The 15450-nt window shown below is 47.6% G+C and carries 16 protein-coding genes; 9 read left to right on the forward strand and 7 right to left on the reverse strand.

The window, feature by feature from the left end:
* Nucleotides 1-185, forward strand: a 185-nt coding sequence (locus tag JGK22_RS22850) for a hypothetical protein (RefSeq protein ID WP_293192742.1), incomplete at its 5' end; no start/stop codon positions are given.
* On the opposite strand, the gene JGK22_RS22855 is transcribed toward JGK22_RS22850, so the two are convergent.
* Nucleotides 182-1372 (reverse strand): cysteine desulfurase family protein, encoded by a 1191-nt coding sequence (locus JGK22_RS22855; protein WP_293186779.1) that lies wholly within the window; start codon nucleotides 1370-1372, stop codon nucleotides 182-184. The genes JGK22_RS22850 and JGK22_RS22855 overlap by 4 nt on opposite strands.
* 219 nt (nucleotides 1373-1591) lie before the next feature.
* Nucleotides 1592-1996, reverse strand: coding sequence for a hypothetical protein (locus JGK22_RS22860; protein WP_293186780.1), 405 nt, complete (start codon nucleotides 1994-1996; stop codon nucleotides 1592-1594).
* Nucleotides 1997-2186: 190 nt separating this feature from the next.
* On the opposite strand from JGK22_RS22860, the gene JGK22_RS22865 reads away from it, so the two are divergent.
* Both JGK22_RS22865 and JGK22_RS22870 read left to right on the forward strand, forming a co-directional pair.
* Entirely contained in the window at nucleotides 2187-3851 is a 1665-nt protein-coding gene (locus tag JGK22_RS22865) for a DUF655 domain-containing protein (protein ID WP_293313765.1), read from the forward strand.
* 284 nt (nucleotides 3852-4135) lie between these two features.
* The gene (locus JGK22_RS22870; protein ID WP_293208548.1) at nucleotides 4136-4786 is read left to right on the forward strand and encodes a hypothetical protein; all 651 of its coding nucleotides are present in this window, start codon (nucleotides 4136-4138) and stop codon (nucleotides 4784-4786) included.
* A gap of 208 nt (nucleotides 4787-4994) precedes the next feature.
* On the opposite strand, the gene cax is transcribed toward JGK22_RS22870, so the two are convergent.
* From cax to JGK22_RS22895, 5 genes are all read right to left on the reverse strand, one after another.
* Entirely contained in the window at nucleotides 4995-6086 is a 1092-nt protein-coding gene (cax, locus tag JGK22_RS22875) for a calcium/proton exchanger (protein ID WP_293219945.1), read from the reverse strand.
* Between the two features lie 110 nt (nucleotides 6087-6196).
* Nucleotides 6197-6655 carry a hypothetical protein gene (locus tag JGK22_RS22880; RefSeq protein ID WP_293186784.1) on the reverse strand — a complete coding sequence of 153 codons (459 nt, stop codon included), beginning with the start codon at nucleotides 6653-6655 and terminating at the stop codon, nucleotides 6197-6199.
* Between the two features lie 769 nt (nucleotides 6656-7424).
* The gene (locus JGK22_RS22885; protein WP_293186785.1) at nucleotides 7425-8048 is read right to left on the reverse strand and encodes a DUF6391 domain-containing protein; all 624 of its coding nucleotides are present in this window, start codon (nucleotides 8046-8048) and stop codon (nucleotides 7425-7427) included.
* Between the two features lie 48 nt (nucleotides 8049-8096).
* Nucleotides 8097-8879, reverse strand: coding sequence for an MORN motif-containing protein (locus tag JGK22_RS22890; RefSeq protein WP_293186786.1), 783 nt, complete (start codon nucleotides 8877-8879; stop codon nucleotides 8097-8099).
* Nucleotides 8879-10339 (reverse strand): hypothetical protein, encoded by a 1461-nt coding sequence (locus tag JGK22_RS22895; RefSeq protein ID WP_293198478.1) that lies wholly within the window; start codon nucleotides 10337-10339, stop codon nucleotides 8879-8881. The genes JGK22_RS22890 and JGK22_RS22895 overlap by 1 nt, the downstream gene beginning before the upstream one ends.
* Before the next feature lie 225 nt (nucleotides 10340-10564).
* On the opposite strand from JGK22_RS22895, the gene JGK22_RS22900 reads away from it, so the two are divergent.
* From JGK22_RS22900 to JGK22_RS22925, 6 genes are all read left to right on the forward strand, one after another.
* Entirely contained in the window at nucleotides 10565-11242 is a 678-nt protein-coding gene (locus tag JGK22_RS22900; RefSeq protein WP_293313768.1) for a retropepsin-like aspartic protease, read from the forward strand.
* A 220-nt stretch (nucleotides 11243-11462) separates the two neighbouring features.
* On the forward strand, nucleotides 11463-11651 hold the full coding sequence (locus JGK22_RS22905) for a hypothetical protein (protein ID WP_293186789.1): 189 nt from the start codon (nucleotides 11463-11465) through the stop codon (nucleotides 11649-11651).
* Nucleotides 11652-11660: 9 nt separating this feature from the next.
* Nucleotides 11661-13262 (forward strand): 2,3-bisphosphoglycerate-independent phosphoglycerate mutase, encoded by a 1602-nt coding sequence (gene gpmI / locus JGK22_RS22910; RefSeq protein ID WP_293186790.1) that lies wholly within the window; start codon nucleotides 11661-11663, stop codon nucleotides 13260-13262.
* A 243-nt stretch (nucleotides 13263-13505) separates the two neighbouring features.
* Complete coding sequence (gene secG, locus JGK22_RS22915; RefSeq protein WP_293155559.1) at nucleotides 13506-13745, forward strand: preprotein translocase subunit SecG; 240 nt, start codon at nucleotides 13506-13508, stop codon at nucleotides 13743-13745.
* Nucleotides 13746-13856: 111 nt separating this feature from the next.
* Entirely contained in the window at nucleotides 13857-14594 is a 738-nt protein-coding gene (locus JGK22_RS22920; protein ID WP_293271089.1) for a peptidase, read from the forward strand.
* A gap of 109 nt (nucleotides 14595-14703) precedes the next feature.
* Nucleotides 14704-15171: an NUDIX domain-containing protein gene (locus tag JGK22_RS22925; protein WP_293186792.1), complete on the forward strand. Its 468-nt coding sequence runs from the start codon at nucleotides 14704-14706 to the stop codon at nucleotides 15169-15171.
* Nucleotides 15172-15450: the final 279 nt, after the last annotated feature.

Consider the following 15450-nt stretch of genomic DNA (forward strand, 5'->3'; position numbering starts at 1 on the left):
TAATTTCACCGCCTTTTCTTCAACCCGCGGAGGCGGGTTTTGTCTGTGTAGACGCGGTTTCCAACCGCCGGGTTTCCAACCGCCGGGTTTCCAACCGCCCGATTTCCAACCGCCCGGTTTCCAACCGCCCGATTTCCAACCGCCCGATTTCCAAGCACCCAATATTCCACCGCCCAGTTTTCTAATTCCTGCACAATGCTACCTTGGGCATTAATCTATCTAAAATTTGTGCGATCGCAATTACCGTCCAATCAATATCAGCTTCAGTTGTTTCGCGTCCCAGTGTCAAGCGAATTCCACCAACCGCACCGCTTTCGTCATATCCCATTGCCAATAATATCGGACTAGGCGTGAGTTTACCACTGCTACAAGCCGCACCGGAACTAATGCCAATTCCGGCTAAATTTAGCTGTCTCACGAGAGTTTTGCCTGTGATTCTCTCTGTGTCTCTCTTTTGGTAAGGGCGACAGGATGGGGAGACAATGCAAAAACTGGTGTGGTGCGGCAGTCGGTAATATCGATCGCCCGTCGGGACTAAACTGGGTATGTCAGCTAATTTGTCAAAAAGTCGATCGCGCAATCCAATCAACCTCGGCGTTTCCACATCCATTTCCTGCACAGCCAACTCCGCCGCCACTCCAAAACCGACGATAGCGGGCAGTGCTTGCGTCCCTGAACGCAGTTTCAACTCTTGTCCTCCCCCGCCGAACATTGGCACCAATTCTAGTCCTGGACGCACGTACAGCGCCCCTGCACCTTGCGGCCCGTAAAGTTTGTGACTGGAAAGCGAAAGCAAGTCTACGGGCAGTTTTTGCACGTCAATCGGCAATTTACCGGCAACTTGAACTGCATCGGTATGGAACAGGATATTGCGATCGCGCGCAATTTGCGATAATGCTTCTATGGGTTGCAGTGTACCAACTTCGCTTTGTCCGTAGATGATGGAAATTAGCACTGTGTGCGATCGCAGTGATTCTTGCAAATCCAAAGGATGAATTCGCCCATGTTTATCGACTGGTAATCGAGTTACTTCCCATCCCAATTCTTCGAGTTGTCGCACTGGTTCTGATACTGCGGAATGCTCAACACTGGAAATAATGATATGCTGCGGTTTTGTATAAAGACGCGCAACTCCCATAATTGCTAAATTATCCGCTTCAGTGCCGCCCGAAGTAAAAATCATCGATTCCGGTAGCGCGTTAATCAGCCCAGCAACCTGCATTCTGGCTAATTCTAAAGCAGTCGCCGCCCTTTGTCCCCACTCGTGCAAACTAGAAGGATTTCCCCAGTATTGAGTCAGAGCTTTTTGCATAGCATCAATTGCTTCTGGGCGTGTCGGCGTTGTAGCGCTATAGTCGAGGTAAATTTGCATTGCTTTAATTAAATGACGAACTAATAATGAATGATTGACTACCTAATGAATAAAGCACTTATCCTAAAGGCATAAATGATTATTGACTCATGACTCATAATTCTTAAATTATGACTGATAACAATTGCTAACTCCCAACTGCTAACTCCCAACTGTCAACTCCCCGCTGTCAACTGTCAACTCCCCACTGTCAACTGTCAACTATCAACTGTCAACTGTCTAATGACTCCCAGGTTTGCAGACATTGTAGTCTTCATGGGACAAGACTTTTTGGGGAATTAAGAAAGTGCCGCAATCTTCACAAAGCATTCTGTAGTTGCGGGTTACAGGAATACTCACAATCCAGCGGTTGTGACGCAGGCGTTTGCCGCCGAAATCTCTGTAATTCTTATTTTCCCCCAAAGCTGCTATAATAGCGCGAGCTTTAGTAACTACATGGTCGGGTAGACCTCTGAGATCGATCGCATCTCTAGCAAATGATGCTTCCCTCTCTTGTTTTTGGGTCTGTTTTTCGGCCAGCAGTTCAACTGATTGCTGTTGCGCTATCAACTCTTGCGTACACCGATGGCACGCTTTACCATATCCCCTGTGACCACAATCAAAAATTGTTTTTCTTTTAGCCATAAAGCATCAGTATCGGGTTTGACCCACGCCCCTGAATGCTGCTACCCTACCAGTGATGCTTCCGGCATCGAGGCAGTTCTACAAGACGCAAAATCTATTCCCTGTCATAAATTTAATAGTTTTAACTTTCCTCGATCCAATATCTTTCCACTCTGAATAGACTGATGACCTCAATAAAATTTTAAATTTTGTGAATGTACTTTATTATAATTTACCAGGTTTGTGTTGTGTTGGATTGCTGGCGATCGCCCTAGCGGCTTGCGGACAAGCAAAGCAGGACGTGCAGAATTTACCTCCCACTCTCGCTCCGCTGCCTCAAGACCCCTTGTTGCAAGTATACTTCAATCAGTCGCTCACTTCGAGTTATACAGAGCCTTACCGCCCGCAAACTAGACCTGGAGACGATTTAGAAAAGTTAATCGCCGAGGCAGTAGCAAGTGCTGAATCGACGGTAGATATAGCGGTTCAGGAGTTTCGCTTGCCCGGTATTGCACGAAGGTTGGCCGATCGCGCGCGCGCTGGAATTAAAGTCAGATTAATTGTCGAACATCTGTACAATCGCCCTTGGAGCGATTATACAGCCCAGGAGTTGGCAAAGTTACCAGAACGAGAGCGCGATCGCTACAGCGAATTTCTGCAACTAGCCGATACCAATAAAGACGGTAAATTGAGTGCCGAGGAAATCAAGCAAAATGATGCTTTGGTAATTATCCAGGATGCGGGGATTCCTGTCATTGACGATACTGCTGACGGAAGTAAAGGCAGCGGTTTGATGCACCACAAATTTGCAGTAATTGACGGCAAAACAGTCATCGTAACTTCGGCGAATTTTACCACCAGCGATATCCACGGCGATTTCAAAACAGCAGCAAGTCGCGGCAATGCCAACAATCTGCTAAAAATTGACAGCCCTCAATTAGCGCAAATCTTTACTCAAGAATTTAACATCATGTGGGGCGACGGGCCCGGTGGTAAACCGGATAGCAAGTTTGGCATCAAAAAGCCGTTTCGTCAAGTGCAAAAAGTGAGAATTGGTAATGCAACTGTGGCGGTGCAATTTTCACCAACAAGTGCGACTTTGCCTTGGGAACAAAGCGTTAACAGTTTGATAAATCGCACTTTAGCAAAGGCGAAAAAATCTGTTAATTTGGCACTCTTTGTATTTTCGGCGCAGCGGTTGTCAAACACTCTGGAACTTGAATCTAGGCGCGGTGTAGCGGTGCGAGCTTTGATTGACTCAAATTTCATTTATCGCCCTTACAGCGAAGGTTTAGACATGATGGGGGCGACTTTCATGCAGGATTGCGGCGGCTTAGAAGCGGACAATCGCCCGTGGAAAAAGCCGCTGACTACAGTGGGAGTGCCGCTGTTACCAATGGGCGATCGCCTGCACCACAAATTCGGCGTTATCGACGGAAATACCGTGCTGACAGGCTCTCACAACTGGAGTGAGGCTGCAAATCACGGGAATGATGAGACGTTATTGGCGATCGACAGCCCGACGGTTGGGGCCCATTTTGAGCGGGAGTTCGATCGGCTTTACAAAGGTGCAATCTTAGGAATTCCCGCCCGAATCAAACAGAAAATTGACGCTAAGCAAAAAGAGTGTAAATCAGTCCAAGCAACATCAAAATCTACGAATCCTCAACCGCAAAGTGGTGATAAAAACTTAATTAATTTGAATAGCGCGACTCAAGAAGAACTAGAAACTTTGCCAGGGGTTGGCCAGAAGTTAGCCGAGAAAATTATTGCAGCGCGGGAAAAGCAGCCTTTTGAGTCTTGGGAGGATGTCGAAAGATTGCCAGGAGTAGGAAACAAGGCTATAGACAAATGGCGCGATCGAGTAACATTTTAAAGTAGGGTGCGTCAGCTATGGTGATTTAATTAATTAATCATCTAGCAACTACAAACCTGCACCATGAATACTTCATTCATTGGTGGAGAGACTAACCAGGAAGGACTAAAGTCCTCACTACAAACCTGCACCATGAATACTTCATTCATTGGTGGAGAGACTAACCAGGAAGGACTAAAGTCCTCACTACAAACCTATTTTATCGATCTTGACAACAGTTAAGCTTTCTAGTTAAACTTACATTCAAATAAAATGCACTTTTTTCATATTGGAGGTATAAAGAGATGAAACGCGCCAGATATTTTACGGGGAAGCGACCAATCAAATTCCTAGCTTTTTTGATTGGTGCAATTTTAGTCACACTAGCAGCTTTCACAGTCAGCGCCCAGCAGACTAGCGAAGCACAATTTCGGGTAAAGAACGAAAACAGTTTTAATATTAACATGATTCAATTCAAGCGCGTTGAATATGTAGGTCAGTGTCCCGGAAGTGGCATCTCCCCTGATTCGCAAAGCGCTCGATTTGTTTCCAGCAAGACTCCCCCCGGCCCTAACAGAAGAGTGCTGATTAAAAATGTGACCGATGGCATGGAAACTGACCCCTATCCTTACACAGATAGAAGTTATGACAAAGGTGAGTTTTCCGAAAGTTTTGGATTTAAGTTAGCAAACAGTCACAAAACAAGAACTTTTTCGGTTTTAGAGGGCGAAAATAAATTTGCCTATGAAATCAAAGAAAATAACCAAATTATAGAACAGGGTGCGCTTACCGCTCAAGTTTCTGTACAAAATTTAGGTACTTTTCCACGTCAGCAAGTTTGTGAGAACAAAGTCACTTCACAATGTCAGGATGATGCTGATTGTCGCGAGAGGAGGCGCAAAGGAAAAAGTTGCAGAATAGAGTGTGTTACTGTTCAAGAGTGTCGCTGTCCGTAATTTTAGGTATGTTGTTGCGCTTCAGCGCTCTTGGCTCTCCTGGGTTTATGGTGGATACGGTATCAGACACAACTGTTCGCGATTCTGTGATGCTCTCTTCGTCAAGGATATGCGGTTTGTTTATCACCACAGACTCAGGAGAGCCACGCTCTTAATATTAAGAGCGCTGAAGCGCAACAACATACCTTTATTTGATCTGACAGTTGCTTCAAGTAACAGGGTGAAAGTAAAATGCCGCAGCTAACACAATATATGTTGCTAAAAGTAGCACTCCTTCCAGCCAATTCGATCGCCCGTCAAGACTAATTAGATTAGCGATTGTCACCGCAATGGCAACTGCAACCACTTCAAACGGATTAAAGTTTAAATCCATCGGCTGATGAATCACGATACCGATAATCACCAACACCGGCGCTACCAGCAAAGCAACTAGCAAACTCGAACCCATCGCCACGGAAACTGACAAATCCATATTATTTTTCATCGCCACTCCCACCGCCGTTACGTATTCCGCCGCACCGCCCACAATCGGCAACAAAATTACACCTGTAAACAGTGGTGTTAATCCCAATCCTTTGGTAGTTTCTTCGACAACGCCCACAAAAATTTCTGATTCAAAAGCAACTGCAACTGTTGAGGCGACTAGCACTCCTATCCACAGCCACAAATTCGGTTTGTGTGCAGTTGATTCATCGGTATTTTCAGAATCTTCTAACTCTAGTATGCCGACTTCGTAAAGATAGCTGTGAGTTTTTAAGGAAAATAGCAGCGTTAGTGCGTAAACTGCAATTAGGACGATCGCAGTTATTAACGAAAGATTCTGAATGGCTGCGGGTTCCACTCCATTCGACGTGTAAATTACCATCGTCGGCAGCAGAATCGCAATCACTGCTAGAGTCATGGTGGAACCGTTCACCCGCGCGATAATTGGCTTGAATTCCTGTTCTTTGTAGCGGATTCCCCCTAGCAGCATGGAAAATCCCATCACCAAGAGCAAGTTGCTGATAATTGTGCCGGTGATGCTGGCTTTCACGATGTCAATCAAGCCGGCTTTCAGGGCTACTATGGCAATAATTAATTCCGTAGCATTCCCGAAGACTGCATTTAATAAGCCGCCGATGGAGGGCCCTGTGACGATCGCCACTTCTTCTGTTGCTGTGCTCAACCAAATCGCCAGAGGTATAATGCCTAGGGCGGATGTGATGAAAACTACCAGAGACCCCCAGTGCAAATATTCGGCGGCGATGGAAATGGGGATGAAAATTAACAGCGCTATGGAAAGAATTTTTTTGATTGACATAGGGACTCGGATGTGTATTGAAGGTGAGTTCGAGTTGCCAGGGCGATCGCCAAATTGATTTTATATCAATATGCTTGGGATAAGAAGATCGGGCGCTTTCAACCGCCGTGTTATCGGAGAAACAGTGCACCATCATTCCGAATGCTTAAAGATCTTTTATCCAAACCTAAATCATTTGTCTCGTCTAATCTTACTTCTACTGTGCCTTCACCAACGGGTTTTAAACTCGCTTTCAATAATGCGCCGTCTTGTCGCCTAAATACAATGGATGCAGGTAGTGTCAATGCTTGCAGCGCGACTGTTGAATTTTCGGCTAAGGTGCGGCGGTTAGTTTGTCCAACTACTTGATAAAATAGTCGATCGCTGGTTTTATTCGTTAATCTCACATTAGCTTTGCCATTAACGGGAACCATCTTGCCGTCGGGAACTCTTTCTGGTTCGTTAGCTTGGGCAATTTCCCTCGCAAAACTCGCATTGTGACCCAAAGGTAAAAAGCTGTTGCCTGCTAGGGCTAATGTGACTGCCAGCAGGCTTGCTAGACTGGTTTTGTCGATCGCTAGTTTGCACATTTTTTTGATTGACTTTTGATCTAAAAATTCTAACAAGCAATTTTACCTGATGCTGCTCTCTTCTGGCAAGTCGCCTCAGAAGTCAATCCGAGCTTTTCATAGCTGACGCCTTGATTGTGAAGATGGAAACTGAATATAATAGAAATTTATCGAGCTACCAAAAAATATATTTCTCATTGTGTAGTGCCAGTTAGTGAATTAAATTAAGTTAATGCTTAACCAGAATTGACGTTTGAATAGTATCGTTTTTATGATACCGATTCTGATATATAAATCCGTTTTTATAAAAATGAGGTACGTTGTTGGGCTTCAGCCCTTCTTAGATTTATAACAAGTAGGTACGTTGTTGGGCTTCAGCCCTTCTTAGATTTATTACATAGCAAGTTATGCTGCTAAAAACTGCATTTACGAATTATCTCTCATCTTTTTGAGAAAAGCTATATAGCCTTTCTCAAAAAGATGAGGTATGACTGACAGCTCCTACAACCACTTAATAAACTAAGAGGGCCCAAGCCCAACAACGTACCTAATCTATATAAGAAAAGCTATAATACAAATAATATGGCAGAAGGAAGAATGAAAAAGGCAGAATGAAAAAGGCAGATGGCACCTTAAAAAAGGTACGTTGTTGGGAAAAGAGCGCTCTTTTCCCAACAACGTACCCAAAAAATCCTTTATTGTGACACTGGCATCCTGGACTCAAAAAGGAAGAATGAAAAAGGAAAAATGAAGATTTGCCCCTCTCTCCCCGTCTCCCTTGCCGTCGCAGCTATTCAACCCAACGCACGCGCACAAAATGAGCTTCCCGTCCCCAGAAGTCCTGACTGACAGAAATATCAACAATACTCAAATTAAACGGAATAGCAGTTGTGACGTAGCGCTGAGCCAGAGCTCCCACATCGGGAGCTAACTGAGCTGCTGTCGCCGCCGCCGCACCCAAACCCAAAAGTTGCAGAATGGGCCCCTTCGGTAGAGCTAAATTGATGCCGACAGCAAGTCCAGCAGTCAGTAGCATTGCCACCGACAAGTTGGTGCCACAGCGGGGATGTACGGCTAAATCCCACTCTCCGCTGGCAATCCGCTGCAAAGCTAATTGCACTGCATGACGCAACTGTGCAATGTTAACGCGGCCGTACAGATAAAATCCTTGGTCAGTGGACATTCCGCCCAATAACTGATTATCTGCTCTTGCTGTCGGCGTACCGCCAGATTGGCTGAGTACCCAAACCGTAGCGTGTTCCAAAGCATGAACTTGGCGCAAAGTCAAGATTTCCTTCAAACCCGGAACAAAATCTAGCTGTCTTAATAAGTCAGCATCTTGAGTCTGCTGCGGGGCAAAGTCAAAAGGAATTTGGCTGGCGTGCCCAGAACTAGAAGCAGCATTTGTCGTCATGTCAAAAGGCCTCCACTAATGTCCGATCGCAAATTTTAGCAGCGAGATTCAAGGTTGAACGCGCTTGCCTGCCCGAAACTCTCCAGAAAAGCGTCTACCTTTAGCATCTGTAATTACGCCTCTACCGTGAGGCAATCCCTTACGAAATTCGCCTTCGTAGCGAACGCCGTTGGGGAAACTGCAACTACCTTTACCGTCTAGCTTTTCGTTGAAAAACTGACCGTCGCAGCGAGTGCCGTCCGATCGAGTAAACACTCCGCGACCAAATGGGTTTCCTGCGAAAAATTGTCCGGCGTAGCGATCGCCCGTGGCAAAGATAAATTGCCCTTGACCGTGTGGCTGACTGCTTGGAGCGCTGCCACCTACTTGTTGAACAATTTCAAATGTTCCTCTGTAGCGATCGCCCGTGGCAAAAATAGCTTCTCCCCTAACGATCAGACCGTTGCGGAACTCTCCTACCATGCGGTCATCGTTGGCGAACAGGAATGTGCCTTGACCGTTGGGCACGCCGTTACGAAACTGTCCTTCATAGCGATCGCCCTTGGAGTATACGTATATTCCTTGTCCCTGAGGTCTGCCGTTGACGAAAGTTCCTTCATAATTGTCGCCATTTTCGTAGTTGCACTTGACTCTACCGTTCGGGGGAGAGCCTTCGCAAACCGGAGGGCGCTTTTGTTCTGCTGCTGGCGCCGCCAATGACGATTTAGTATTGGCTAGCAGTGAGAGGCATCCTACCCCCGTGCCAACCAACATGAATATTCCGAGTTGTTTAATTGAGCGAAGCATGACGGTTCTCAATTTTTTTTCTAAGGATTGAGCTAAATTTTGCATTAAATTGGGTTCTGGGCAACTCGGGGAGATTTTTCTCCCACAATTTTAGAAACCTCTACACCGTTTTCTTCTAGAACCACAATCGGATCGGCTCCTGATTTGAAATCAACCCGTTTGATTAGCACCTGCCCGCTGGCAATCCGCTGTCCTACTTTGATATATCGACTTGTTGGCTCGTTAGGTGCTTTCACAATTACCAGTATGTCATTACCAACTCTGACTACGCCACTAACTTCAACTCCTTTGGCATTGTCTGTCGAAGGCGGTGGCGGTGGTGGTGCGGGGGGTGGTGGTGGATTCGGGTCTTGCCACGAGGGCGGCGGTGTTAATTCCGGCAGCTTGGGCAGACCGGGCAATTCTCTGGTGGCGATATTGGGAATGTTGGGAGGGCGGGGCGGGCCGGGCGGGCGGGCGGCGATCGCTGGCGGGCGTCCCGGTGTTGCTCCTGGCCGTCCCGGTGTCTGGGCCGGTCGTCGCGTCCCTTGGGGGCCTGCCGTCGTGCCTCTTGGGAAGCCCGGTATAGAGGGAACTCCCGGTATTGATGATGCCGGAGCTCCTGCTATATCTGGGGAACCTGCTGGTCTGGCTCCGGGGCGTCCTGGTCTGGTACCGGTACCGCCGGTGCTGCCTGTTGGGAAGCCCGGTATAGAAGGCACTCCCGGTATTGATGCCGGATTTCCCGCAACGTTTGGGGCACCTGCCGGTCTGGATCCGGGGCGTCCGGTGCCGCCGGTTGAGCCTGCTGGAATGCCCGGTATTGACGGCGGATTTCCTGCGACGTTTGGGGAGCCTGCTGGTCTCGCTCCGGGGCGTCCGGGAGCTGCTTGGGGACGCGCTGAAATTGGAGGCCGCCATTGGGGTACGGGGGTTAGCGGCAGGTTGGGAAGACTTGACACCTGTGCGGGGCTTTGAGCTTTGGGAAGTTCGGCAACTGTGCCGCCGCCCGGTGCCCTTTTCGATCCCGGTACTGGCGTCCACCGGGGTGGGTTTCTCTCGTCTGGCAGCTTGGGCAGACTTGGAACTTGTCTGACTGGGAGGTTGGGGAGTTCGTTGCCCGCTGTCCCGCCACCGTCTGTTTTGAGTGGTTGAGGGGGAAGGACTGAGAATGGGTCATTTGCTTGGCCGGGGACAGAGGTCTGTGGAATTGCCCTCGGGGCTGTCTTTTTGCCATCAATGTCTGCTTGAGCTTGTCTGGCGCGATCGTCAGGGTTTGTCGATCGGATCAAGCCGGGGGGCTGGGCTGCTACTACTGGAGAGGGGAATGTCTGAGCTCCTGGTGTGGGACTTGCCACACCCCCGGTCGTTCCGGGAGCGTTGGCTGCTGGTGCCCCTGGTGTTGCACCCGGACTGATACTAGGACTAGGAGTGGGACTGGCTGTGTCGCCACCCCCGTCGCCGCCGCATCCCCCGATCGAGAAAGCCAGCATTCCTATAGTTGCAAAATATAAAAGTTTACGCATTACCGATCGTCCCCAAACGCCTGACTTTTAAGTGATCCAAATGGCAATTGCAGTTGCTGCCATTTGCCGCTTTTCAGTTTACCTGGTTTGATGGTATGCGATCGCTTTTAAATTGCCAAGTTTTCCGGACGATTTGATATTGAGGCGGGCCCTGGGTTTTCAAGAGCAGGTTAGGATATCAATGGTGGTGGTTCTTGCACATATTTAACTAATTAGGGCATGGTTATGGTGGCAAAAGTGATTCTGAAACGGATTTGGCGATCGGGCATTGTTTCTGTGGCTGTTTTGGTAGGTCTGGGATCGGTGGGAAGCGGCAATGTGAATGCTCATTCACATCAGCCAGAAACAAAGGTGATGGCATTGGTGCCACTTGTGAGTTCCCAGCAGCACGCGCGGCGGAGCTATCCCGAAGGGAATCGCACTTTAACAGCAGCCTCGGAAGCCAGAAGTGGCAATGTGTATTCTCAGTTTCGCAGGGGCACCTCAAATCCTGGTGCCCAACCGCCAGCCAATCAACCAGCCTCTGGTGGGAATCAAAAGGTATTTCAAGCGAAAATCAAGCGCCGCGCGGGTGGGACACCTGTGATTGATGTGGTATTTAACGGTAACAAGACTTTTGAAATGATTGTCGATACCGGGGCGAGCGGCACTTTAATTACTCAGCGGATGGCTACTGCACTGGGAGTGAGGCAAGTGGGCACTGGGAGAGCGGGGATCGCTGACGGTAGCATTGTCGAGTTCCCCATTGGTTTGGTGCGATCGATTCGGGTTGGGGGTGCTGCCATCCAAAATGTCGAAGTGGCGATCGCCAAACAAATGGAAATTGGTCTCCTCGGTCACGATTTCTTTGGCAATTACGATGTGAAAATCAAAAAAGATGTTGTAGAGTTTTATGTCCGCTGAAACTGAGACAATTCAGAAACCAATTTTTATTTGCATACTGTTAAAGTTATTCGCAGCCCGGTCAAGGCTGTTTAATTTATTTTTTGAGCCACTAGCAAAATACGACCAAGTGTGGTATTGTTTTGAGTGTTTCCAGAGCAGTTTACCGTTGAACAATCCGGGAAAATCCGGCTGTCAAAGCACGGCCACTGTTGGCGCTATCGAGTAACAGTATCCAACGGTGGATTCAGAGTTCAAGTCAAGGCAATCAATTAGACAATTTGCCGATCGGGTGGAAATTAGTTTCCAAAATGCTGTGGCTGGGGGAATTATTGTTCGTGTTGTTGGGCCGCTGTACAAAATATATGAGCGGAAGATGTTCCGCAAAATCGGCAATAATGACGATCGAGAAATTAATTATTGTAAATAGGGTATTGGCATGGCACAAACGTCTGTATCTCCTGTAGTGCTGATTATTCTAGATGGCTGGGGTTATCGTGAAGAAAAAGACGGAAATGCGATCGCCTTAGCGAAAACACCCGTGATGGACAGTCTCTGGGCAGCTTATCCCAGAACTCTGATTAACACATCAGGTCGGGCGGTAGGGCTTCCAGACGGGCAAATGGGCAACTCGGAAGTCGGTCACTTAAATCTCGGCGCCGGCCGCGTGGTTCCTCAAGAGTTAGTGCGAATCTCGGATGCTGTCGAAGATGGTTCTTTGCTCGACAACCGGGCGCTGGTTAAACTTTGCGAGGAAGTGCGCCGTCGGGGCGGCAAGTTACACCTGACCGGTCTTTGTTCCGAGGGTGGGGTACACTCGCACCTGAGTCACATTTTGGGTTTGCTACAGCTAGCAAAAGCACAGGGAATTTCTGAAGTTTGCATCCACGCGATTACAGACGGCCGCGATACTACTCCGAAAGAGGGTGTAGAAGCTCTCAGCAAGATAGAAGGTTATATCAAACAAGTAGGAGTGGGTCGGATTGCTACCATCAGCGGCCGCTATTACGCGATGGACAGAGACAAACGCTGGGATCGGGTGAGCCGCGCTTATGAGGTAATGACGGTTGAGAGCGCACCTGATGGTCGATCGGCAGTTGATGTGTTGCAGGCCTCCTATGCTGAAGGAGTAACCGACGAGTTTGCAGTTCCGACTCGCATTGCCCCGGGAGCGGTGGCATCCGGGGATGGGATGATTTTCTTCAATTTTCGACCGGACAGGGCTAGAGAGTTGACTCAGGCTTTTGTAGCGCCAGATTTTAAGGGCTTTGAACGATCATTAATTGAGCCGCTGACCTTTGCGAGTTTTACTCAGTACGACCCCAAACTGTCGTCGGTACTGGTGGCTTTTGAACCCCAGAATTTGAACAATATTCTGGGTGAGGTGATTTCTAAGCACGGTTTGCGACAGTTGCGGACAGCGGAAACTGAAAAGTACGCTCACGTGACTTATTTTTTTAATGGGGGTCTGGAAGAGCCTTTTGAGGGGGAAGACCGCGAAATGGTGCAGAGTCCGATGGTGGCGACTTACGATGAGGCGCCGGAGATGTCGGCCGCTGAGGTGACGGATGTGGCGCTGGAGGCTTTGTCCAAGCGGATTTATTCGTTTGTGGTGCTTAACTACGCTAACCCGGATATGGTTGGTCATACGGGGATGCTGGATGCGACGATAATTGCGGTTCAAACTGTGGATAAATGTTTGGGGCGGCTGTTGACCGGGATTTCCCAAGCTGGGGGAACGGCAATTATTATTGCTGACCACGGAAATGCTGAGGTGATGTTCGACGAGAACGGGAATTCTTGGACGGCTCACACTACTAACCCGGTGCCCTTTATTCTAATAGAAGGCGAAGGTCTGAAAATTCCAGGTCACGGAGGGAATGTTGCTCTCAGGGCGGACGGCTGTTTGGCCGATGTGGCGCCGACGATTTTGGAGCTGTTGAGGTTGCCTCAGCCCCCGGAGATGACTGGAAAGTCTATGATTCAAGCTGCTGAATTTGAAGTTCGGGCTAATCGCACTCCGGTGCGGGTGCGGCTGTAGGAAGTCTGGGCTACAGGTAGGTAGGGTTAGGCAAGGTACGTAGTTGGGCTTCAGCCCTCTTTAGACATATATACAAAGAGGGCTAAAGCCCAACTACGTACCTATCTCTCTCCTGACTATAAAACCCCCCTGCTTTTTAAGGATGATTTAGGGGATCGGGCCTCGACTGCCCGGTTGTGTGCGATCGACTAAATTTGATATGATAATGAATTACCGATTACTAATTACCAATTAGCCCAAATTATGAATATTGTTTCTGTGTTACAAGTTATCTGGTCTTTGTCTGCTTTAGGACTTGTGGTTTTTGTATTGCTCCACAGTCCTAAAGGCGATGGCATTGGAGGAATTGGCGGACAAGCTCAATTATTTACCAGCGCTAAGAGTGCGGAAACAACTCTCAATCGGATTACTTGGGGTCTGTCTATTGTGTTTATGGGTTTGACTATTATTTTGAGTGCTGGTTGGTTGACTCCTAAGTTGTAAGATTAGGATTTTTAACCGCAGATGTAGGCAGATAAACACAGATTAACGCAGATGAAGTTGATATAATTTGTATTCATCTGCGCTTATTTGTGTGTATCTGCGGTCTGAAAAATGCGGTTGTGGAAAGTTTCGATAAAAGCTCGATTGCTGGCTGGTTTGGGATTGGCTTTATGTTGTTTTAGTCTCATAATTTTTACTCAGGTTAATGCTCCGGCGGCGAGTCTTTCTCTTTCTCCTCTCCCAAATACTTGGCCCTCTCCACAGGTTCATCCTTTACCACCAACGCTGGCTAATTGGCAAGATGCAACTAATAGCGGCGATTATTTCGATCGCATTAAACAGCCAAATGTCGGTCATTTGCTATGGTCGAAGTTCCCGATTCAGGTGTATGTGGAGCGTCCGGTAGATGGGAATAAGTCTGAAGAATGGATAGCAGCGGTGTTGGGTGTTATGCGGGAATGGGCGGTTTATTTGCCTTTGCAAGTCGTGGATAGTTCCGAGGCGGCTGATATTAGAATTTTACGTCAGGCTCCGCCTTTGCGTCAAGGGCTTTTGCGATCGCGATCGGGGGAATCTACCTATGAGTTGTACAATCGTCGGGACGGGGATAAAACAGTTTTATCTCATCGGTTTGCGGTTTATTTGAATCCGAATCAAGTGGGTAAGTATGTTCCGGCGACGGCGCGGCATGAGTTGGGGCACGCTTTGGGAATTTGGGGCCACAGTTTGCTGGAAACTGATGTGCTTTATTTTTCTCAGGTGCGGAATCCTCCGGCTATTTCTGCGAGGGATGTTAATACTTTGAAGCGGCTTTACGAACAGCCAACTCGGTTGGGATGGGAATTATAGTTTAAACCACAAATTCCCGGCGATTGGAAATCGCGTCTACACAAACGAAGTCCACCTGCGTGGACTAAGAGAAGATTCCGATTAGTTATTAATAGCAAAGAGAAAAAATATGAAAGATGAAGCTTTTGGCATTGTGCCAGTTTTTGCGACTGAAACTGATAGTTTGTTTTTGTTGATTCAACATCAAGCCGGACATTGGGCGTTTCCTAAAGGTCACGCGAATCCGGGGGAATCTGCGCTAGAAACGGCGAAGCGGGAGTTTGAGGAGGAAACTGGCATCCGCGATTGTGAAGTGGTTGAGGAGCCTAGTTTTGTGGAAAGTTATTCCTTTGTTAAGGAAGGGAAGCCTAGTTCTGTGCAACATTATTCCTCTGCTAAGGAAGGGGAATCAATTGAAAAGACTGTTACTTACTTTTTGGCTTTTGTAAATTCAATGGAAGTTCAGTTGCAAGTAGAGGAAGTTCAGAATCATGCTTGGAGTTCTTTTGAGGATGCAGTCAAGCAGATTACTTTTGATGGGAATCGGCAAATCTTGAGGGAAGTTAAAGCTTTTTTGGACGGCAAAAAAAAGAGTTAATATCAAATCTCCTTATCTACCCATAATTAAGTTTGTAGTAAGGACTTTAGTCCTATCTTAAAACTTTTATTCGCTAAGGACTGAAGTGGGTGCATCTCACTTTTGAAGAGGGCGAAGCATGACCGCATATAAGTTATTAGTTATAATCTCCTATTTTCTGCGGTCATGCTTCGCCCCTACGGATATATTCGCCAAAATGAGATGCACCCACTGAAGTTATTACTACAAACAAATTGTTCTGTTAGATACCCGACTTCTTCAAGAAGTCGGGTATCTAGG

The sequence above is a fragment of the Microcoleus sp. PH2017_08_TRC_O_A genome, assembly GCF_020738665.1.
Classification (GTDB): domain Bacteria; phylum Cyanobacteriota; class Cyanobacteriia; order Cyanobacteriales; family Microcoleaceae; genus Microcoleus.